The organism is Clostridioides sp. ES-W-0018-02, from assembly GCF_020658175.1.
Taxonomy (GTDB): domain Bacteria; phylum Bacillota; class Clostridia; order Peptostreptococcales; family Peptostreptococcaceae; genus Clostridioides.
On the sequence record NZ_JACVVY010000004.1, the window covers coordinates 235,224 to 255,481 of the forward strand.

The following is a 20,258-nucleotide window of genomic DNA, read 5'->3' on the forward strand; positions in this document are numbered from 1 at the left end:
AATAAATGAGAAAAAAGATTATGTCATTGTTGGCAGTAGTTATTATGATTTTTGTATCAACTGCTAGCTACAGTTCTGCTGAAGAAAAGGGCAAAGTCATATTTATTGATATGAATAGGACCAATCTTGGAAGTATGTTGAAGGTTCCAATCTTAAAGAGTGAGCTAGAAAAGAGAGGTCATATAGCTCTTATGAATATAAGAGGGGATCAAGGTACTGATGATAGAAGGTCTTATGCTAGTATGGGTGCAGGAGTAAGAGCTGATGTAACTACTGAAGACTATATCAATTTTCAAAAAGTAGACCAAGATACTGCTAAAACTTTTGAAGTTGCAACAGGTCAAAAAGCTAAAGAGATAAATAATTTAAGTATTAATAGGTCAATAAATGAAAATCTAGAGTATGGAGAATATGGAGCAACCTTAGGTTCATTGGGAAAAACTTTATCAGAAAATGGACTAAAAACATCCGTAATTGGAAATGCTGATATAATTGAAAATAACCAATTGGTTAAAAATAGAAATTTATGTTTAGTTGCTATGGATCAATATGGAAGAATTGATTCTGGGAATATTGATGATATTAACAAAAAAGATTCTAAGATGCCGTTTGGAATAGTTACAGACTACGATAAGTTATTAGATGAAACTAAAAAGTCTTATAAAAATAGTGATGCTATATTTGTAGAGCTTGGAGATACATATAGATTAGATATGTATAGATTGAATTTAAATGATAATACTTATGCTGCAATGAAGAAAAATATTGTAAAAAATATAGATAAATACCTTAAAGAAGTATTTTCTATGGTTGGAGAAAATGATACTGTTTATGTATCAAGTGCTTTTCCAAGTGATTTAGATTATAAAAATAAGAGAAGACTTTCTCCAATAATAAAATTTAGTGGAGAAGGAAAGGGTCTATTGGAATCTGCTACAACAAGAAAAGCTGGTATTGTTGCAAACTTAGATGTTGGAGTGGACATATTAAATGAGTTTGGTCTTAAAAATGATGAAATGGTGGGTAGAAGTTATACTTTGGTTGACAAAGAAGATAATGCTAGTTACCTAAAATCACTTTATAAAAAGATAGTATCTATATCATCTATAAGGTCAAGTATCATAAATGGATTTGTAGGTGTAATATCTGCTTCTTGGGTAATTGCAATGTTTGCAATATTCTTTAGAAATTACATGCCACATAAAGAGCGTGTATTCAAAGTACTTAAGGAGTTTATAAAATTGGGTATAATAATGCCTCTGTCATTTATGTTGGCTCCTTTGATGAATTTTAAGACCCCAATTACAATATCTTTGGGAATATTTGTAACTACACTAGTGTTATACTTATTAGGTCGAAAGTTATTTAAAGACAATGATATAAAACATATGGGATTTTTTGCAACACTGACTATTTTAATAATAGTCATAGATTCTGTATTTGGAACATACTTAATGCAAAATAATATAATGAGTTATGATGCTGTTATTGGTGCCAGATACTATGGTGTAGGAAATGAGTATGAAGGTGTAACCATAGCAAGTGCAGTATTTGGTTTAGCAGTTTTATTACATTACAAGAAGGTTTCTAAGCCACTTGTTGTAATATTTTCATTAATAATACTTATAACTAGCGCATATCCTTCTATGGGGGCAAATGTTGGTGGAGCAATATCAGAATGTGTAGCATATTTGTTGTTTATAATGCTTATATATGATGCTAAACTAGATATTAAAAAAGTTGCACTATTAGCTATTTCAGCTGTGGTTGTTGTTTGTGCATTTGCAGCTCTAGATATAATCTCAGGTAGTGAATCTCACTTAGGAATGTTTGTACAAAGAATTTTCTTAAATGGACCAGGAGAGATATTGCAGACATTTGGAAGAAAAATTCAAATGAATATGCAATTAGCACAGACAAGTGTATGGGTAAATATTTTACTTGTGGGAATTGCTGTGATTGCAGTACTTATATTTAAACCATCTAGACACTTTAGAAAGATAATGAATAATTTTCCAATTTTGTTTAAAGGATTCATTGCATCTATGGTTGGTTGTATAATTACTCTTTTAGTTAATGACTCTGGTATAGTTGCTGCATCTACAGCATCTATATATATACTTATACCACTTATAATAATAAGCATAAACATGATAATATTTGAAAAAAATAATTAAAAATTTTTTAATGTATATATGCTTTGAATAAAAAGTTGCAATATGATTATTAATGTAAACCAAACAGCTTACATCAAAAATTCATATTGCAATTTTTGTAATTAATGAAATGTATATGTTTTATAAAATAAGGTAAATAAAAGGAGAAAATATGTTAGATGGAAGAATAATGGGTCTTGATGTTGGAGATAAAACTATTGGAGTTGCTGTAAGTGATTTAATGGGATTAACTGCACAAGGGATAAAAACGGTAAGAAGAGTTGGCAAGAAGAAGGATATTGAAGAATTAAAAGCTATAATAAAAGAAAAACAAGTAAATAAAATTGTGTCAGGATTACCAAAAAATATGAATGGTACTTTAGGACCACAAGGAGAAAAGGTAATTAAGTTTTGTGAATTATTAAAAGAAGAAACAGGAATTGATGTAGAGTTTTGGGATGAGAGACTTTCTACAGTAGCAGCAGAGAGATCTTTGTTAGAAGCGGATGTTAGTAGACAAAAAAGAAAAAAGGTTATAGATATGTTGGCAGCAGTAATAATTTTACAAGGATATTTAGATTTTAAAATAAATTCATAAAAGAACTATAAAATTGAATACTTATGATATATAATATAAATAATAAAAATAAAAATAAATTTGAGGTGAATGACATTATGGAAGAAAATATAATAAATTTAATTGATGAAAATGGTGTAGAAAGCCAATTTGAAATAATATTAACATTAGAAGCAGAAGGAAAAGAATATGCAATATTAATGCCTTTAGATGATGAAGAGGCTGAAGAAGCTTTAATATTTAGAATTGATGAAGATGAAGAAGGAGAAATACTAATACCTTTAGAAAGTGATGAAGAGTATGAAACTGTTGTAGCTGTATATACTGCTATAATGGAAGAAGAAGGTTTAAATTACGACGAAGATGAATCAAATGGACTTAACTAGGTAAATAATTAAGTTTGTATATAAAAAATCAGGTATTTTACTGTATTTACTTTAATTAAGAATTATTAATTGTAAAAAGTATTTATAGTATATATCTGTTTTTTTATTTTTTATTAAAAAATTTATAGATTTTGGTGAATAATATATCTTTTATGGGTATATATTTATATTATGAGAAGAAATTAAATTTTTTCAAATGTCTTGACAAAAAAAGAATTATCAATTACAATATTATTTAATAAAGATTATCAATTGAAAATAGTAAGGGTGATGTTATGGCAAACACAATGGATTTATTAAAAGACAAGTTAAAAGAAACTGGTTTTAAGATTACGCCACAAAGAAGAGCAATAGTTGAGATATTGCTTCAACATGACCATTCACATTTAAGTAGTGAAGAAATCTATGATTTAGTTAGGGTTGACTGTCCTGAAATAGGGCTAGCTACTGTATACAGAACAATGCAGTTATTAGACGAAATAGGATTAATATCAAAACTAAACTTAGATGATGGGTGTATAAGATATGAGATTAGTCTACATAAAGAAGACTGTCATAATCATCATCATCTTATTTGTAAAAATTGTGGAAAGATAATGGAAGCTAAAGAAGACCTTTTAGACAATATAGAAAAAGAAATACAATCATTGTACAAATTTAAAATACTTGATCATGATGTTAAATTTTATGGATTATGTGATGAGTGTAATAAAATAAGTGATTCAGAAGAATAATTCTTCTGTAATTTAATGTTGATGGAAGAATAGTATAGAACTTTTATATTCTATGCTATTCTTCCATTTTTTATTATAAATTTAAATATATAGTATAAATATAAATAGCTTTAAAGCTTTTTATAATTTTAATATTGAAAATATAATTAATCCTATAAGTATGAAAATAAATGATTTTTCTATAAAATTACTAAATGGTCCTCCAACTGTTAAAAATCCTAAGGAAATCTTTTTTTCACTTAGTGGATAAAAAAGTGGTATTCCTTGTTTTGTAAATAAATCCCCTAAAAACATATGGCTTGCATAGCCAAGTGTTCCATAAAAAGATAAATTATTAATACTAGTGATTAATTCTATTTGTTTTAGTAAAAAATATATTATGATGGTTGCAAATATACTATGAGAAAAGCTTCTGTGCTTTAGCCAGGGAAAAATTGACAACATTAGACAAAAAATTATAAAATATATTTCAACTTCTACGATGTATAAGCATATAGCTAATAGTATAAATATTAATGATAGAAAGATTTTTCTCAGAAATGTATGGGTTAGTTTTGCCTCAATAATTATAATTGCAACAAATGTAATTATTGCACTTAAATAAAAATTATCATTTATATTTATTGAAATAAAGAAAATAATAATATTAATAGCGTATATAAAAATTCTATATATGTATTTGGATATATTGTTTTTTAGAATGAAATTTGAGACCATAGAATTAGATTTATCCAAATCGGGCAGTACTGCAAAAGTAGCTGAAACTAAAATATCTACTAGAGATATAGGAATTGTAAAAATTAAAGATGTCTGGATAGCTGTTAAAATTCCTATTGCACAATGAGTTTTACCACGCATAAATCCTCCTAAAATATCAGATATTAAATCATATAATATTTAGAGGATATCAAAATAAAATAGGTTTGTCAAAATAATACGTTAAATGTATTTTAAATATAGCTTAAAATATGATACGAATTATGGTACAATAAGAATAACTGGTAGCGAGTGCGTGATTTGATATTATTTAAGATTGTAGAACGTGTTAAAAAATTAAATAGACAGAAGGAGATGATGCAATTGTTCAAAAAGAACACCAACAAGATAAAGGTAATGGCTTTAGGTGGACTTAACGAAGTTGGAAAAAATATGACTGTTGTTGAGTATAAAGATGAAATAATTGTTATAGATGCTGGACTTAGTTTTCCAGAAGATGAAATGTTAGGAGTAGATATAGTTATACCAGACATAACTTATTTAGTCAAAAACAGGGATAAAATAAAGGGTATATTTATTACACATGGACATGAAGACCATATAGGAGCTCTTCCATATATACTAAAAAAGATAAATGTTCCTGTATATGGAGCGAGACTTAGTATAGGTCTTATACAAGTAAAATTGAAAGAACATAAGATGAATAATGTTAAGTTAAATGTCATAACTCCAAGACAAGTTATAAAGCTTGATAATATGGAAGTAGAGTTTTTGAAAAATAACCATAGTATACCAGATGCTTACTCTATTGCAGTACACACAGACCAAGGGATAATATACCATACAGGAGACTTTAAGATTGACTTAACTCCAATTGATGGTGATGTTATGGATATGCATAGAATCTGTGAGTTGAGCAAAAAAGGAGTTCTTTTAATGTTGGCAGATAGTACTAATGCAGAAAAACCAGGATTTACTATGTCTGAAAAAACTGTTGGAGTAGGTCTTGATGAGTTATTTGCAAAGGGAAATGGTAGAAGAATTATAGTTGCTACGTTTGCATCTAACATACACAGATTACAACAAATAATAAATACAGCTGAAAAGTTTAATAGGAAGGTTGCTATATCAGGTCGTTCAATGGTAAATGTAGTTGGAGTTGCCAAGGAATTAGGATATTTAGATATTTCTGACGATATGCTAATAGATTTAAATGATATATACAAGCATGAAGATGGCGAGTTAGTGATAATAACGACTGGTTCACAAGGTGAGCCTATGTCAGCTCTTGCTAGAATGGCTTTTTCAGAACACAAAAAAGTAGAAATAAAGAGTGGCGATTTAGTTATAATATCTGCTCATCCAATACCAGGAAATGAAAAATTAATATCAAGAGTAATAAACTTCTTATTTGAAAAAGGAGCAGAAGTAGTATATAGTGATATAGCGGATATACACGTTTCTGGACATGCCTGTCAAGAAGAATTAAAGCTTATACATGCATTAGTTAGACCAAAGTTTTTTATGCCAGCTCATGGTGAATATAGAATGTTAAAAAGACATGCTGAAATAGCTGAACAACTTGGAATGGACAAGGAAAATATTTTTGTCATGCAAACAGGAGATGTTTTAGAGTTAGATAAAAACTCTGCTAAAGTAGCAAATCGTATACAAACAGGAAATATACTAGTTGATGGATTAGGTGTAGGAGATGTAGGTAATATAGTCTTAAGAGATAGAAAGCATTTATCAGAAGATGGTCTTATGATAGTTGTAGTAACTATTTCTAAAGATGAAGGCAAAGTTTTAGCAGGTCCAGATATAATATCTAGAGGCTTTGTGTATGTAAGAGAGTCTGAAGATTTAATGGATGGAGCAAAGGATATAATTAAAAACGTTCTAAACGAGTGTGAAGAGAAAAATATTAAAGAATGGGCTTATTTAAAGAATAACATTAAAGAAAACCTAAAAGAGTATTTATATCAAAAAACTAAGCGAAATCCAATGATACTTCCTATAATAATGGAAGTATAGGATATAAAGTTTATAAAATTGAAAAGTAGACCTCTTGTAATTTTTAAAATGATATCAAAAGATTAAATTGATATCATCTTAAGAATTACAAGAGGTCTTTTTAATATTGAAAAATTTAGATATTACATAAAATACCAATTATAACAATCTTTTATTAGTAAAAACTACTTATATATAAATTTTATTAATAGGAGGATATTTATGGATAATATTTCAAAACAAAATGCTAGAAACGCTTTAAAACAAACTAAGATGGAAATAGCAGGAGAATATGGAATGAATTATGAAGATGCCTTTGAAATAATAGAAAATGCATCGAATAAAGGTGTTTTAGAAGATTATTTTAAAAAGCTTGAAAAGAAAAAAAATTTAGGTCAAGGTATATCTAGGCATTTAGAATAAAAAAAGTTAATTGTGAGAAAATAAGTTTAAATAAACTTTAAGAGGTGACATCTATGAAAAAATTAGCTAGTACTGCTTTGGCTATATTACTTGCATTTACTCCTTTGAGTTTTTCTTTTGCAAATAGTAAGGACAATGCTGATGCCAACCAACTAAATATATCTTCAAAATCGGCAATTTTGATGGATGTTGGTAGTGGACAAATTTTATATGAAAAGGATGCTCATAAGAAGCTTCCTCCTGCCAGTGTAACAAAGGTAATGACAATGTTACTTATTGTAGAAGCTTTGGATTCAGGTGATATTAAACTTGATGATGAAGTACAAGTGAGTGAAACTGCATCTAGTATGGGTGGTAGTCAAATATTTTTAGAACCAGGAGAAACTCAAAAGGTTGATACTTTATTAAAAGGTATAGCTGTTGCTTCTGCAAATGATGCCTGTGTAGCTATGGCTGAACACTTGGCTGGAAGTGTTGAAGGGTTTGTTGATAGGATGAATTCTAAAGCAAAGGAGCTAAATATGAATGATACTCATTTTGCAAATACAAATGGACTTCCAGTAGCAAATCACTATACATCTGCTCATGATATAGCTTTAATGTCTAGAGAATTATTAAAACATGAAATGATAAGTAAATACTTAACTACATGGATGGATAAGGTTGTAGTAGGTAAAAAACAAGTTACAGTAGGTCTTGCAAATACTAATAAGCTTATAAAGCATTATCAAGGAGCTACTGGTGTTAAAACTGGATTTACTCAAGAAGCTAAATATTGTCTATCAGCATCAGCAAAAAGAGGTAATACTCATTTAGTTGCGGCGACTTTGGGTGCAGAAACTTCTCCTGAAAGATTTAATGATGCATCTAGTCTTTTAAATTATGGATTTGCAAATTATGAAAGCGTTAAGCTGTGTAGTAAGGGAGATAATATCGCTACACTTACATTAGATAAAGCTGATGAAAATAAAGTCAAATTAGTTGCTAAAGAAGACTTAAATGCTCTTATTAAAAAAGGAAGTTCTAAAAAGTTTGAAAAGAAAATAGAAATAGTAAAAAATCCTAAAATGCCAATTAAAAAAGGTACTGTTTTAGGAAAGATAAAGATATGTAAAGATAAAAAAGTAATAGGTGAAGTAGAATTAATAAATAATAAAGATATAAATAAGGCAAGTTACCTACAAATGCTTCAAAGAATAATTGATAATATGATATAATAACTTGCGATAAGATACAGCTATAATTCACATAAAAAATGCCCGTATAGAAGTACTATATGGGTATTTTTATCTAGTATATTAAAGATTGTTATAAGCAGGATGCTTACAATGATTATCTAAGTAAAGGCATACTGCCTGTAAGTTTATTTACTTGCTTTTTATTTCCATATATTCCTATACCAAAATACTGTAGTTCATCTTCTTGGACAGTGGCAATTTTTTGTGTGAATTCCTCATAAATATTACAACCTTGTGCAACATCTGAAAAATCTACAACAGTTAATCCTTCAAATTCAGGAGTGTATAATTTTTTACGTAAATTCTTTATAATTTCTTTGTTTCCTTTTAAGATAGGCACAGGTATAGCAACAATTCCTAAATGATTATTACCTGTTTTGTCAACTACATCTGGACCTACTATTTCTGGAGTATATTTACCTAGTGTAACTCCCATTACTGCTGCTGTATTTGATATAATTCCCATTGGTAAATTTTCATCTATTACCATAACACATTTTACATTTTTATTTTCCATTTTTCAATTCTCCTTTTTATCCTCTTTAAAATTATTTTTATCATTGTTTATAAATATATTTTGATACTGTTTAGGTGTAAGACCAATAAAGTTTTTAAAGAAATTTGTAAAGTGACTTTGGTCCACAAAGCCTGTTTGTATAGCAGCATCTATAGGTTCTATTCCATTTTCTAAAAGTTTCTTAGCTTTATTTACTCTTATATTTTCAAGGTATCTATAGGGTGTAATACCTTTTAATTTTGTAAAATTACGAAGTAATGAGTACTTATTCATTTTTGCTAGATAACTTAATTCATCAAGTGCTATGCGTTCAGCATAATTATTTTCTAAATAATCACAGACTATTTGAATTTCTGTATTTATTTTTTCTGAGTTAGATTGTAAAACTGGCTCTGTATATTCATTGATTATTTGTTCAATTAGGAAAAAGAATATTTCTTCTTTTTTAAAATCTAATTGTTCTTCCATAATTATATGATGTAGTTCTTGTAGCAAAGGTACTAATTCACTACGAAATATTACCTGCTGATTGAATTGAGGTAAATAATTTTTCCCTGTAATTTCTAATACAGCTTTTTGCATTATTTCTGGTTTAATATTAATACATCTATAATCAAGAACTTCATTATCTATTTGTTCACAAGTATGACTATCAAAAGGATTAAAAAGTAATAAATCTCCTGTGCTTGTGGTATACTTTTTGTTTTTGCATGATAAATATCTTTGACCTTTTTCTATAAAACCAATCACATAGTGTTCATGAAAATGGTTTGGAAAATTTTGCATAATACCTTTGAATCTATATGCTTCAATTTCTAATTCACTATCAAAACATACTGTGCGTTCTTCTTGTTTCACCTGGACAACCTCCTTTCATAATGTATAAAGTGTAACATATATTTTTTTGTAGTTCTTGTATGATATTGACTAAAAATTAAGAACAACTAAAAAAATGACAACTTAATTTTTTTAGTTGTCAAATTAAATAATATTTATATGTAATTTATTTTGCTAACCAATTAAAACTTCTGCCTTTTTCTTTACAAATAGTTAATGATTAAGTATTTTTTCAGTTACAATAACTTCGTCTAACATGTTCTCATAAGAAGCAAGTTCTTTTATAAATTTTAATAAAAGGTTTGTATCTGATTCAACTGTGTATCTAAATTTTAGTTCATTATTTTCTACAGTACTATTCATTTTGTTGTTACCTTCATTTGTAATACACCAATAAGATAACAACAATGTCAGTTTATGTCAATATAATATTGTACTACCAATAAGTGTAATTATTATATTTTTACAGCTAATATGATATAATAATAAAAGTTATAAAGTAAAAAATGAATTTTAATTTTATGCTTATACACACAATTATTATAATATAAAATAATTTTGATTATAAGTTATTTAATTGTTATAATAGTATTAAAAATTTAATTTAGGAGATGTACATTAATGTTAAGTATGAATATAGGAGAAATCGTAGCAAGTTTGGTTGGTATAGCCATGGCAATATCAATACATGAGTTTGGTCATGCATACTCGGCACATTTATTAGGTGATGATACAGCTAAGGCTTATGGAAGAATGACATTAAATCCTGTAAGACATGTCGACCCAATTGGTCTTTTGGCTATGTTTATTCTTAGAATAGGATGGGCAAAGCCAGTCCCAGTAAATCCTAATAATTTTAAAAATTACAAGATAGGCAATTTGATAGTTTCACTTGCAGGTGTTTTCTGTAATGTTCTGACCGCTATAGTCTGTGTCATTATAAATAAATATGTGCACATGTATGCGATAAATACAATAGCTGAATATGTATTCTTATATAGTATGGGATTTGCAGCTTTTAATTTACTGCCTATACCTCCACTTGATGGATGGGGAGTTATATCTACACTTGTTCCATATAAATGGAATGAATATGTATATAAATTTGAAAATATGAGTTATATAATTTTGTTGATTGCTTTATTTACAGGGATATATCAAATAATATTAACACCAATATATACAGTATTACTAAGAATAGTATATTTATTTGTTTAATAAAATAAATAACTTAAAGAGGGATTAATATGAAGTATAATATACAATTACAAGTTTATGAGGGACCATTAGATTTGCTGTATGACTTGATAACTAAACACAAGATAGATATAAAAGATATATCAATTATAGATATAACTAAGCAATATCTTAATTATCTAAAAATGTTAGACAAAATGGATTTAGAGATAACTAGCGAATTTATAACTATGGCATCTAAGCTTTTAGAGATAAAATCTAAATACTTACTTTACAAACAAAAGGATGAAGAAGAAGACCCAAGAATAGAACTTATGGAGAAATTAGAAGAATACAGAAAATTTAAAATAGCATCACAAGATATAAAGGAAAATATAACTTATATTAATGAAAGATTTTATAGAACTAAAGAAGAAATAGTTATTGATGATAATGTAGATTTAGAAGATATATCAATAGAGGCAATAAAAAATATACTTCCATATATATTTAAGGTTAAAACATCACAAATTGAAAGTACTAATGATGAAAAATTGGATAAAATAGTGAGAAAAAAGATAATATCTGTGGAAGAAAAAATAGTGTATATAAGAAATGTCATAAAAGAGAAAATAGAAGTTACTTTTACAAATATCATAAAATCATATGAAAATGATGAAATAATTGCTACTTTTTTATCTATATTGGAGCTTATAAAAGAAAAAGAGATAGTGGTGGTACAAGATATATTTTTTGATGATATTTTAATTAGAAAAAGTTCGGAGTGTTAAAATGAAAAGAGAAGATATAAAGTGTATTATAGAATCTATTATGTTTGCATATGGTGACCCAATAAGTATAAAAGAATTAAATTATATAATAAATAAAGAACTTTCATCAAAAGAGATAGAGATTATGTTAAATTTACTTATTGATGAATATAGAGAAAAAAATAGAGGTATTCAAATAATCAAATTGGAAAACAAATATCAAATGTGTACAAATGAAGATTATGCAGAATATATAAAAAAAATTATTGAACCAAAGAAAAAGAAAAGTTTGAGTCAAGCTACACTAGAGACTCTTACTATAATTGCATATAAACAACCAATAACGAAGGTAGAGATAGAAGATATAAGGGGAGTAAAATGTGATAAGGTGCTACAAACTCTATTTGAAAATCAACTTATAAGAGAGGCTGGTAGACTTAATAAAATAGGAAAACCTATAATTTATAAGACAACAGATGAATTTTTAAAGTTGCTAAATATAGAAAGTCTTGAAGAGTTGCCTGCTATAGAAACTTATCAAGAAGCATTAACAAATGAATAAAATGTTATACAAAGAGAATATTAATTTTACAATAGAAATGTTAATTTTAAAATAAAAATATGGAGAACACAGTAATTTAGTTTATAGTTTTAAATTTTTTAGAAGGTTTAAAATACTCTAAGTTATTGTGTTTTTTTGTGTGAATATAAAAAAGTGGTTTTGGTAAAATAAATATGGTTAATTAAGTATAAATAGTAATTTTTTGATGATAATATAGACATGGAGATTAATGAATTACTTAATTTTAAATACTTAATAATAGCAATAATTTTTATAATAAGTATAATTGTATTGTTTTTAATGTCTCATATAAATATCTTATTAATAGCAGATATAAACAATAAAGATGTTTGCTTAAAACTTAATATAAAATACATGTTTGATTTAATAAATATAAATAGACAACTATATCCAGCTGAAAATAGTAACAATAATGATAAAAAAGAGGGGATGAAGAATAATATAGACTCTAGTATATTATTAGCTGATGACCTTTTAAGTATTTATAGACTATTAAAAAAGATAAAAATACATGAATTTTATTCAAACATTGATTTTGGAACTAAAAATGTAAGTTTGACATCTTCTGTGTATGTATTAATAAATACTCTATATGGAAATTTATTTAATATAATTGATGCAGAAAAAATATATCTAAATGTAAATCCAAATTTTACAAAAGATTACTTTTTGGGAAATGTAAGGATACATATAAGGTCAAGAATAAAAGATTTATTTCATTTTATAATAATGGTTAATAAGGTTATGAATAAAAATAAAGGAAATTATAAGGGAGGTGATAGTAATGAGAGCAACAGGTTCGATACAAAGTCTTATGGAAACAACTCTTGAAACTATTAAAGGTTCTATAGATGCAAATACTATTATAGGAGACCCTATAAAAACAGATACTACAGTAGTTGTTCCTATATCAAAAGTAACAATTGGATTTGGTATAGGTGGAGGAGAATATTCAAAAGGATATGATGAGAAAGATAAAAATATTGAAATAAAAAGTGAAAAAGCAGATACAAATTTTGCAGGAGGTAGTGCAGGAGCTATATCTGTACAACCAGTAGCATTTGTAGTAGTTGAAAGTGGAGAAACTAGAATAATGAGTTTAGATAGTAATATTAATCTAGTAGATAATATCTTGTCTATAACTCCTAGAGTATTAGAAAAAATTCAGAATATATCTCAAAATAATAAAAATACAGACAAGAATAATATGTAGTATAAGATTAGAATACTTTTGAAAATAAAATATATCCTTAAGTAAAATAGTGAGATTGATATAAGTCTCACTATTTTATAATGTAATTTAAATGTTTTTTACTTTATACCTAATAATATTTTAGTTTAAAACAATTTAAATGGATAATAAAGTTTATCTATAGTATAATTATAAAAAGAAAAGAAGTATTATATTAGAGATATATAAACATATTGGGGGGATGAGAGGGAGTCCCAATTATTAATTTTGAGGTGAATTTTATGAGTGATAAAGAGTTATCTATTTTGTTGTTGGAAAGTATGAATAACTTTCATAATTTAATAAAGATTATTAATAATGAAAGATATAAAAAAGGTAAAGTACTTACAGAAAGGCAATTTTTTGCTTTAGTAAGTATAAGAAAGCATAATAAAATGGAACTTAAAAATTTAAGTAGAGACTTACATGTATCTACTTCTAGTTTGTGTATATTGCTTAATAAGCTAGTTGAGCAAGACTATGTATATAGAGAAGAAGATAGTAGAGATAGACGAAATACTTTTTATGGAATAACTGAAAGTGGAGAAAAAATACTAGATGATGAAATATTAAAATTTATATCTATAATAAGTGATAAAATGAACTGTTTAGATGTAAAAAACAAAGATAAATTATTTGATTCTTTGGAAGACTCTAGAAATATAATTGAGCAATTATTTTAAAAAGGAGAATTTGATATGCAGATAAAATGTTCTAAAGAAATATTAAAAAGCTTGGATGATGCTATAACTGTAGTTACTGTGTTTGAAGATGAGAATGTTTCTACAATGTTTGATAAATTAAATATTGTAAGTAAAAACTTCAGTGCTAAAGAAAATAACATAGAGATTGTGACATTGCTCGAAAATGAAAATCTAATAGATATTTGTCTAGTTGGTCTTGGTAAGAAAGAATCTTTAGATAAGGAAAAACTTAGAATCATAGGGGGCAATTTATGTAAAAAAATAAAAAGTATATTGAGAAATAAAGTATGTAAAAATAATGATATTAACATAATAAATATTAATTTAGATATAGAAGAGATAGGTGCTTTTTCAGAAGGAATATTGCTTGGAAACTATAAATTTGATAAATATAAGACAAAAAGTAAAGAATTTGAAGAAAGAGAAATAGAGAATATAATTATATTCACTGAAAAAGAAGCAGATTGTCAAATAGAAAAAGCTAGAATACTATCTAATTCAACTATAATAGCTAGAAATCTAGTTAACGAACCATCAAATATAATATACCCAAAGACATTGGCAATAGAGGCAGTTAGACTTGGGGCAGAGTATGGATTTAATGTTGAGATTTATGAAGAAGAAAAAATAAAAGCATTGGGTATGGAAGCTTTTTTTGCTGTATCAAGAGGTTCAGTTAATAAACCAAGATTTATAGTAATGAGATATTTTGGAGATGAAGAGAATTCAGATATACTAGGTCTAGTGGGCAAAGGATTGACTTATGATACTGGTGGATATTCTTTAAAATCAAATGCATCTATGCTAGATATGAAAACAGACATGGCTGGAGCTGCAAGTGTAATAGGAGCTATGTGTGCCATATCTCAGAGTAAATTAAAGAAAAATGTTATAGCAGTAGTAGCTGCATGTGAAAATGCTTTATCGGGAGGTTCATATAAGCCAGGAGATATAATTAACTCTATGGCAAGAAAAACTATCGAAGTTTTAAATACAGATGCAGAAGGTAGACTTACATTAGCCGATGCAATATATTACATTATTAATAATGAAAAAGTAACAAAAGTTGTTGATGTAGCAACATTGACTGGTGCAGCTTTAACATTATTAGGTAATGTTGCAACTCCTGTAGTAACAAATAATGATGATTTTTATTGTGAATTGGAAAAAGCATCTACTTTATCTGGAGAAAGAGTTTGGAAGATGCCTCTTTATGATGAGTTTAAAAATATGGTAAAGGGAGAAGAAGCAGACCTTAAAAATACTGGAGGTAAAAATGCTGGATGCATAACAGCAGGAGCCTTTATTGGAGAATTTGTTGGCAGTACTCCATGGATACATATGGATATAGCAGGTACAAGTACATCATCAAAATCAAAGGGATATAAATCAAAAGGAGCGACAGGAGAGCCTGTTAGGACATTGTATTATTTAGCAGAGGTATAAAATTATATATTACAAAAACTATAGTTTAATGTGTAAAGCCACTTGGATATTTTTAAAACTTAAAAAATATCTAAGTGGCTTTATTTATAAATTTAAACAAATTATTTACTCTTTTTCTTTTTTTCAAGGATAAAGGTATCTATATTGGATAAAAGAGGAAGTATGTACACAATGCTAGTAGCAAAAATAAATATGAAAATGGTAGTTGTATTGTAACTTAAAAAGCTATAGTAATATTGTGAATCAGTAAATGTATTTAGTAAAAATATAAATGAAAAATAAATAAGACAAATTCCAAAATTATCTCTAAATGCATGTCTGTTAACTTTAAATTTTCTTACATCAACCATATAAATATTTGCATATATTATCAAACATTTAGAGAAGATAAATAGAAAATATATGAAGCTAGGAAATTCGTATCCTAAGTTTTTAGAAAAAATAAGTTCTCCAACAGAACAAACTAAACTCCAAGAAAAAAATATGTTAAAAAAATGATACTGTTTAAAAACTAATATAGCTATACATATGTAGATACAAATATGGCTAATTCCAATTGGTAAGGAATTCAAGGTGCTATAATTCCCTGAAGAAATAATTAAAATTTGTTCTAAAGCAACGACTATTACCATTAAGGTACAAAGTATTTTTTCAACTGTGTAACTATAGGGTAAAATATTTTTTGTTAGCTTTGGACAATGATATAGAAATAATCCGAATATAAAAAGACTTACAAACTGTTCACTAGAAAAAAGAAAAATTTTAAACATAGAGCATTCTCTCCTATAATAAATTAATATGTACCTATATAAATATATTCATCCTCTGTCAATTTAATATATAAAAAATTTAATAAAGTTAAGATTTTATATAGAAAATTTAAAGAGATAAAAGTTTTTAAATTTCGTAGTCATAGTGGCCATATTAGAATCGTGTCAAAAAATAAAAATATTTTTATTTATTAAAGTTTTTGGGAATAATAATAACAAATATTAGAACTAATTAACAGTTTTTGTAAGTATTTGACAATAGAGAGGGTGTAACAAATGGGAATAATAGAATCAGCATCAAAGTTAGCTGAGATAGTTCATTTATTAGCAATTGAAAAAGGGATAACAGATATAGAAGCATGGGATGAAGCGATAGAAGAATATAGTAAAATTTATGAAAATAAGAGAGAACAATATAGAAGTTAAAAATAAAATTTTGCTGACAAAAACTCATTATACTGGATAAAATTTAATTGTTTATGAAAATATTAAATAATATACACAAATAAAATAAAAAATGGTATCTCAATTACAATTTAAAAAATCATTTTGAGATACCATTTAATAGCAAATTTACATAGAAATTAAACATTTCAGACTTTAAATTTATTTTAATAAATATTTAGAGATAGAATGTTTACTTATCTAGGTTTTTTATGTAGCCTCTTTTTTCTAGTTTTTTTATATGTTCTTTGCGTATTTCATCAAGATTAATACCATATTGTTCTTCTAGTTTAAACATCATAGTTACACATGTTTGAGCCACGTCCATCAATTCTTTAGCAGTTTTCTTTATAATATCAACTTCATCTAAGTCATTATTTTCTCCACTTAGATTTCTGAATTTGCCTATACATTCAGCTAGTTCGCCTTGCTCTTCACCCATTTTGATAAATGTAGATTCCAGTGTTGGGTCTAAATTATTAAGTTCTGGTAAAGATATAGTTTTTAGTTTCATAAAAAGCTCCTTTCAAATTATATATTTATACTAAAATACTATAACAAAAATAATAATAAAAAGAAACTTTAAATTCAACATAAAAACTCATATATATAATAAAAATATTGAAATAAATCTATATTTGTCTTAATACAGCTTCATATAGAACTTCTCCAATAGGTCTATTAATTACAAGAGATGCAGATTTATCATAAACTGTGTTTGCCTTATTAATAAGAGCAATATATTTACCTTTGTAATAATCTATAAAACTAGCTGCTGGATATACAGCCAAGGATGTACCTCCTATAATCAGTAAATCAGCATTACTTATAGCAGAAATTGTCTTAGTAATAACATCACCGTCAAGAGCTTCTTCATAAAGCACTACATCAGGTTTTACTATAGAGCCACAATCATCACAATGAGGAATATTACCTCCTAGATTTAGCATAGCTTCTAAATCAAAAAATTTACCACAGTTAGTACAGTAATTTCTATGTACAGAACCATGAAGTTCTAAAACATTCTTACTTCCAGCCATTTGATGAAGTCCATCAATATTTTGAGTTATAACAGCTTTAAGTTTGCCCATTTCTTCTAGCTTTGCCAAAGCTATATGGGCATTATTAGGTCTTGCATTAGGATATATCAGTTTATCTTTGTAGAATTCAAAGAACTCTTCTGGATATTTAACAAAAAAAGTATGTGAAACTAATTGCTCAGCAGTAAATTGTTTATTGAGTTTTTGACTAAAAAGTCCAGTAGAGCTTCTGAAATCTGGTATATTAGATTCAGTTGAAACACCTGCTCCACCAAAAAATACTATATTATTATGATTAGATATTAAGTCTTTTAGGTTATTTGCATCCATAGTTTACACCTCCAAAATTATTATATATAGATTGTACTACATATTATAAAGTTTATGTTACTTTATTAGATTCTGAGTATCTTCTTAATGTTTTACAAATCAATTTAAAGAGTGGGCATAAATAAAATTATATGAGCTAAAAGAGTTTATATTTTTCAATATATAAATAGATAAATTAAAATCAGAAATGAAAATAAAGAAAGTATAAATAAAATGTATACATAATATAAATAGACAATATTTACTAAAATCATAAGTTGTCGTATAATTATATTAAAATTGTTTTAGTGTTAAAAGAAGGGCGGGGGAAGTAAGTGAAGAAAAAAGCAGCTTTAGCAACATTAGCTGTATTGCCATTAACTATGGTAAATGCACATGCTGATGGAGAAATAGGTATAGTGACTATAAATTATTTAAATGTAAGAAATGAACCAACTGCCGAAAGTAGTATATCTTTTGTTGCTAAAAAAGATGATAAAGTTTTAATAAAAGACTCTTCTAATGGATGGTATAAAATAAAAGCTGAATCTGGACAAGAAGGTTGGGCTTCATCAAAATATATAGCAAAATCTAATGGTGACTTTTTAAGAACATCTACAAATAAAGAAAAACAGGTTACCTCAAATAGTTTAAATATGAGAAATGGAGCAGGAACAAGCTATAGAGTTATAACTGTATTAAAAAAGGGACAAAAAGTAGAAGTAATATCAGAAAGCAATGGCTGGTCAAAAATCAAATATGATGGAAGACTAGGTTATGTATCGAGTTCTTATCTAGGAGATGTATCAAGTTCAACTAATAAATCAAAAACTAAGCAGGTAAATACAACTTCACTAAATGTAAGAAGTGGCCCAAATACAAGCTATGGTGTATTAGGTAAGTTACAAAAAGGAAGTAAGGTAGAAGTAATATCAGAATCTAATGGATGGTCAAAAATAAAGTATAATGGAAAAGATGGATATGTATCTAGTATGTATTTATCAGATGCAGGTCAGAGTGATACAAATAATTCTAGCCAAGATACTGATAAAAAAAATACTAATAAATTTGTAAATACAGCCTCTTTAAATGTAAGAAGTGGTCCAGGCTCTACATATAGTAAATTAGGAAAAGTCTATAAGGGAAGCAAAGTAACTGTGATGTCAGAAAGTAGTGGATGGGCTAAAATTAATTTTAACAATAAAGAAGCATTTGTTGTGGGGAATTATCTAGCTGATTCGACAGATACATCAGATGATAATACAAATAATAATAACTCAAATAACAATTCCAATAATAATGGAAATAATGATTCTACAACGTCAGGACAAGTAAATGGTATGGCAAATATAAGTGGAGCTAAGATTGATTACAAATCTTTAAACTATACACTAGCTTCTCATGTAAGTAAACAAGTTGAGAAAGCAACAGCAGGAGGGAATGTAATAGCTCCAGGTAATAGAAAAAGTACCCCAAGTCCTGAATTTAGTACATTTTCAGCACAAAGAACAAGTTCATTTGTAAATGCTAGTTCAAGTGACATAGAATATTATTTAAATCCTAAAAACTTTACAAATACTACAAAAGGTATGATGCAATTCTTAAAAATTAATAGCTATAGAAGTGGTATATCAGAGTCAAGCTTAAATTCATACCTTAATGGATTATCTTCTAGTGTATTTAAGAATCAAGGAGCCGCATTTATAAACGCTGCTAAGAAGTATAATATAGATGTAGTATATCTAGTATCTCATGCTATGTGGGAAACTGCTTATGGTAAATCTACACTTGCACAAGGTCAGACATTGACTTCTTATAAAGGCCAAGCTCTTAGCAAACCAGTTAAAGTGTATAATTTTTTTGGAATAGGAGCAATAGATAAAAGTGCCAATGTTTCAGGAGCAGAGGCAGCATATTCTAATGGATGGACTAGTATTGAAGCTACGATAGATGGTTCTGCAAAATGGATATCTCAAAACTATGTAAATAGTTCTAAGTATAATCAAAATACTATTTACAAGATGAAGTGGAATTATGATTATACATGGCACCAATATGCAACTGATGTAAATTGGGCTAATGGAATTTCTGGAATTATGGAAAATTTAATTGGCCTTTATAGTGGTGGAAGTAGTTTAGTCTTTGAGGTACCACAATATAAGTAATACATAAGTAAAAAATATAGAC

The 20,258-nt window shown here is 27.2% G+C and carries 22 protein-coding genes; 16 read left to right on the top strand and 6 right to left on the bottom strand.

Annotation, left to right across the window (positions count from 1 at the left end):
- The first annotated feature begins 5 nt into the window (after positions 1–5).
- The 4 genes from IC219_RS12100 to IC219_RS12115 all read left to right on the top strand — a co-directional run bounded on the left by IC219_RS12100 (position 6) and on the right by IC219_RS12115 (position 3,853).
- On the top strand, positions 6–2,177 hold the full coding sequence (locus tag IC219_RS12100; RefSeq protein WP_227434194.1) for a hypothetical protein: 2,172 nt from the start codon (positions 6–8) through the stop codon (positions 2,175–2,177).
- A gap of 151 nt (positions 2,178–2,328) precedes the next feature.
- Positions 2,329–2,754 carry a Holliday junction resolvase RuvX gene (gene ruvX / locus IC219_RS12105; protein ID WP_227434195.1) on the top strand — a complete coding sequence of 142 codons (426 nt, stop codon included), beginning with the start codon at positions 2,329–2,331 and terminating at the stop codon, positions 2,752–2,754.
- Positions 2,755–2,831: 77 nt separating this feature from the next.
- Positions 2,832–3,119, top strand: coding sequence for a DUF1292 domain-containing protein (locus tag IC219_RS12110; RefSeq protein ID WP_009889069.1), 288 nt, complete (start codon positions 2,832–2,834; stop codon positions 3,117–3,119).
- A gap of 275 nt (positions 3,120–3,394) precedes the next feature.
- Positions 3,395–3,853, top strand: a complete 459-nt coding sequence (locus IC219_RS12115) for a Fur family transcriptional regulator (RefSeq protein WP_227434196.1) — start codon at positions 3,395–3,397, stop codon at positions 3,851–3,853.
- A gap of 120 nt (positions 3,854–3,973) precedes the next feature.
- Here IC219_RS12115 and IC219_RS12120 read toward each other — a convergent pair whose 3' ends face one another.
- Positions 3,974–4,711, bottom strand: a complete 738-nt coding sequence (locus IC219_RS12120) for a metal-dependent hydrolase (RefSeq protein ID WP_227434197.1) — start codon at positions 4,709–4,711, stop codon at positions 3,974–3,976.
- A 216-nt stretch (positions 4,712–4,927) separates the two neighbouring features.
- On the opposite strand from IC219_RS12120, the gene IC219_RS12125 reads away from it, so the two are divergent.
- The 3 genes from IC219_RS12125 to IC219_RS12135 all read left to right on the top strand — a co-directional run bounded on the left by IC219_RS12125 (position 4,928) and on the right by IC219_RS12135 (position 8,223).
- A complete protein-coding gene (locus IC219_RS12125; protein ID WP_227434198.1) occupies positions 4,928–6,604 on the top strand; it encodes a ribonuclease J in 1,677 nt (558 codons plus the stop codon).
- Between the two features lie 201 nt (positions 6,605–6,805).
- Positions 6,806–7,006 (top strand): CD1290 family small acid-soluble spore protein, encoded by a 201-nt coding sequence (locus tag IC219_RS12130; RefSeq protein WP_227831215.1) that lies wholly within the window; start codon positions 6,806–6,808, stop codon positions 7,004–7,006.
- Positions 7,007–7,059: 53 nt separating this feature from the next.
- Complete coding sequence (locus IC219_RS12135; protein WP_227434200.1) at positions 7,060–8,223, top strand: D-alanyl-D-alanine carboxypeptidase family protein; 1,164 nt, start codon at positions 7,060–7,062, stop codon at positions 8,221–8,223.
- Between the two features lie 115 nt (positions 8,224–8,338).
- Here IC219_RS12135 and IC219_RS12140 read toward each other — a convergent pair whose 3' ends face one another.
- From IC219_RS12140 to IC219_RS12150, 3 genes are all read right to left on the bottom strand, one after another.
- Entirely contained in the window at positions 8,339–8,761 is a 423-nt protein-coding gene (locus IC219_RS12140; protein WP_227434201.1) for a DUF2000 domain-containing protein, read from the bottom strand.
- Between the two features lie 3 nt (positions 8,762–8,764).
- The gene (locus tag IC219_RS12145) at positions 8,765–9,619 is read right to left on the bottom strand and encodes an AraC family transcriptional regulator (RefSeq protein WP_227831214.1); all 855 of its coding nucleotides are present in this window, start codon (positions 9,617–9,619) and stop codon (positions 8,765–8,767) included.
- A 192-nt stretch (positions 9,620–9,811) separates the two neighbouring features.
- The gene (locus IC219_RS12150; protein ID WP_227831213.1) at positions 9,812–9,961 is read right to left on the bottom strand and encodes a hypothetical protein; all 150 of its coding nucleotides are present in this window, start codon (positions 9,959–9,961) and stop codon (positions 9,812–9,814) included.
- A gap of 258 nt (positions 9,962–10,219) precedes the next feature.
- Here IC219_RS12150 and IC219_RS12155 point away from each other — a divergent pair, with 258 nt between their 5' ends.
- The 8 genes from IC219_RS12155 to IC219_RS12195 all read left to right on the top strand — a co-directional run bounded on the left by IC219_RS12155 (position 10,220) and on the right by IC219_RS12195 (position 16,704).
- Entirely contained in the window at positions 10,220–10,816 is a 597-nt protein-coding gene (locus tag IC219_RS12155) for a site-2 protease family protein (RefSeq protein WP_227434204.1), read from the top strand.
- A gap of 29 nt (positions 10,817–10,845) precedes the next feature.
- The gene (locus tag IC219_RS12160; protein WP_227823659.1) at positions 10,846–11,565 is read left to right on the top strand and encodes a segregation and condensation protein A; all 720 of its coding nucleotides are present in this window, start codon (positions 10,846–10,848) and stop codon (positions 11,563–11,565) included.
- Position 11,566: 1 nt separating this feature from the next.
- Entirely contained in the window at positions 11,567–12,106 is a 540-nt protein-coding gene (gene scpB / locus IC219_RS12165) for an SMC-Scp complex subunit ScpB (protein WP_227434206.1), read from the top strand.
- A 219-nt stretch (positions 12,107–12,325) separates the two neighbouring features.
- A complete protein-coding gene (locus IC219_RS12170) occupies positions 12,326–12,958 on the top strand; it encodes a DUF2953 domain-containing protein (RefSeq protein ID WP_227434207.1) in 633 nt (210 codons plus the stop codon).
- Entirely contained in the window at positions 12,912–13,340 is a 429-nt protein-coding gene (gene ytfJ, locus IC219_RS12175) for a GerW family sporulation protein (protein ID WP_227434208.1), read from the top strand. Before IC219_RS12170 ends, ytfJ begins: the two co-directional genes overlap by 47 nt.
- 260 nt (positions 13,341–13,600) lie before the next feature.
- On the top strand, positions 13,601–14,041 hold the full coding sequence (locus IC219_RS12180) for a MarR family winged helix-turn-helix transcriptional regulator (RefSeq protein WP_227434209.1): 441 nt from the start codon (positions 13,601–13,603) through the stop codon (positions 14,039–14,041).
- 15 nt (positions 14,042–14,056) lie between these two features.
- Positions 14,057–15,508 carry a leucyl aminopeptidase gene (locus IC219_RS12185; protein ID WP_227434210.1) on the top strand — a complete coding sequence of 484 codons (1,452 nt, stop codon included), beginning with the start codon at positions 14,057–14,059 and terminating at the stop codon, positions 15,506–15,508.
- A 1,046-nt stretch (positions 15,509–16,554) separates the two neighbouring features.
- Positions 16,555–16,704, top strand: coding sequence for a hypothetical protein (locus IC219_RS12195; RefSeq protein ID WP_227434212.1), 150 nt, complete (start codon positions 16,555–16,557; stop codon positions 16,702–16,704).
- 211 nt (positions 16,705–16,915) lie between these two features.
- Here IC219_RS12195 and IC219_RS12200 read toward each other — a convergent pair whose 3' ends face one another.
- Complete coding sequence (locus tag IC219_RS12200) at positions 16,916–17,236, bottom strand: MazG-like family protein (RefSeq protein ID WP_227831212.1); 321 nt, start codon at positions 17,234–17,236, stop codon at positions 16,916–16,918.
- Positions 17,237–17,354: 118 nt separating this feature from the next.
- Positions 17,355–18,092, bottom strand: coding sequence for an NAD-dependent protein deacylase (locus IC219_RS12205; RefSeq protein WP_227823660.1), 738 nt, complete (start codon positions 18,090–18,092; stop codon positions 17,355–17,357).
- A 314-nt stretch (positions 18,093–18,406) separates the two neighbouring features.
- Between IC219_RS12205 and IC219_RS12210 the strand changes: the two genes are divergently transcribed.
- Positions 18,407–20,236 (top strand): SH3 domain-containing protein, encoded by a 1,830-nt coding sequence (locus tag IC219_RS12210; protein WP_227831211.1) that lies wholly within the window; start codon positions 18,407–18,409, stop codon positions 20,234–20,236.
- Positions 20,237–20,258: the final 22 nt, after the last annotated feature.

Bases quoted from the DNA above. Each gene is read 5' to 3' on its own strand.
- IC219_RS12100 (WP_227434194.1), top strand. From the start codon at position 6: ATGAGAAAAAAGATTATGTCATTGTTGGCAGTAGTTATTATGATTTTT.
- ruvX (WP_227434195.1), top strand. From the start codon at position 2,329: ATGTTAGATGGAAGAATAATGGGTCTTGATGTTGGAGATAAAACTATT.
- IC219_RS12110 (WP_009889069.1), top strand. From the start codon at position 2,832: ATGGAAGAAAATATAATAAATTTAATTGATGAAAATGGTGTAGAAAGC.
- IC219_RS12115 (WP_227434196.1), top strand. From the start codon at position 3,395: ATGGCAAACACAATGGATTTATTAAAAGACAAGTTAAAAGAAACTGGT.
- IC219_RS12120 (WP_227434197.1), bottom strand. From the start codon at position 4,711: ATGCGTGGTAAAACTCATTGTGCAATAGGAATTTTAACAGCTATCCAG.
- IC219_RS12125 (WP_227434198.1), top strand. From the start codon at position 4,928: ATGCAATTGTTCAAAAAGAACACCAACAAGATAAAGGTAATGGCTTTA.
- IC219_RS12130 (WP_227831215.1), top strand. From the start codon at position 6,806: ATGGATAATATTTCAAAACAAAATGCTAGAAACGCTTTAAAACAAACT.
- IC219_RS12135 (WP_227434200.1), top strand. From the start codon at position 7,060: ATGAAAAAATTAGCTAGTACTGCTTTGGCTATATTACTTGCATTTACT.
- IC219_RS12140 (WP_227434201.1), bottom strand. From the start codon at position 8,761: ATGGAAAATAAAAATGTAAAATGTGTTATGGTAATAGATGAAAATTTA.
- IC219_RS12150 (WP_227831213.1), bottom strand. From the start codon at position 9,961: ATGAATAGTACTGTAGAAAATAATGAACTAAAATTTAGATACACAGTT.
- IC219_RS12155 (WP_227434204.1), top strand. From the start codon at position 10,220: ATGTTAAGTATGAATATAGGAGAAATCGTAGCAAGTTTGGTTGGTATA.
- IC219_RS12160 (WP_227823659.1), top strand. From the start codon at position 10,846: ATGAAGTATAATATACAATTACAAGTTTATGAGGGACCATTAGATTTG.
- scpB (WP_227434206.1), top strand. From the start codon at position 11,567: ATGAAAAGAGAAGATATAAAGTGTATTATAGAATCTATTATGTTTGCA.
- IC219_RS12170 (WP_227434207.1), top strand. From the start codon at position 12,326: ATGGAGATTAATGAATTACTTAATTTTAAATACTTAATAATAGCAATA.
- ytfJ (WP_227434208.1), top strand. From the start codon at position 12,912: ATGAGAGCAACAGGTTCGATACAAAGTCTTATGGAAACAACTCTTGAA.
- IC219_RS12180 (WP_227434209.1), top strand. From the start codon at position 13,601: ATGAGTGATAAAGAGTTATCTATTTTGTTGTTGGAAAGTATGAATAAC.
- IC219_RS12185 (WP_227434210.1), top strand. From the start codon at position 14,057: ATGCAGATAAAATGTTCTAAAGAAATATTAAAAAGCTTGGATGATGCT.
- IC219_RS12195 (WP_227434212.1), top strand. From the start codon at position 16,555: ATGGGAATAATAGAATCAGCATCAAAGTTAGCTGAGATAGTTCATTTA.
- IC219_RS12200 (WP_227831212.1), bottom strand. From the start codon at position 17,236: ATGAAACTAAAAACTATATCTTTACCAGAACTTAATAATTTAGACCCA.
- IC219_RS12205 (WP_227823660.1), bottom strand. From the start codon at position 18,092: ATGGATGCAAATAACCTAAAAGACTTAATATCTAATCATAATAATATA.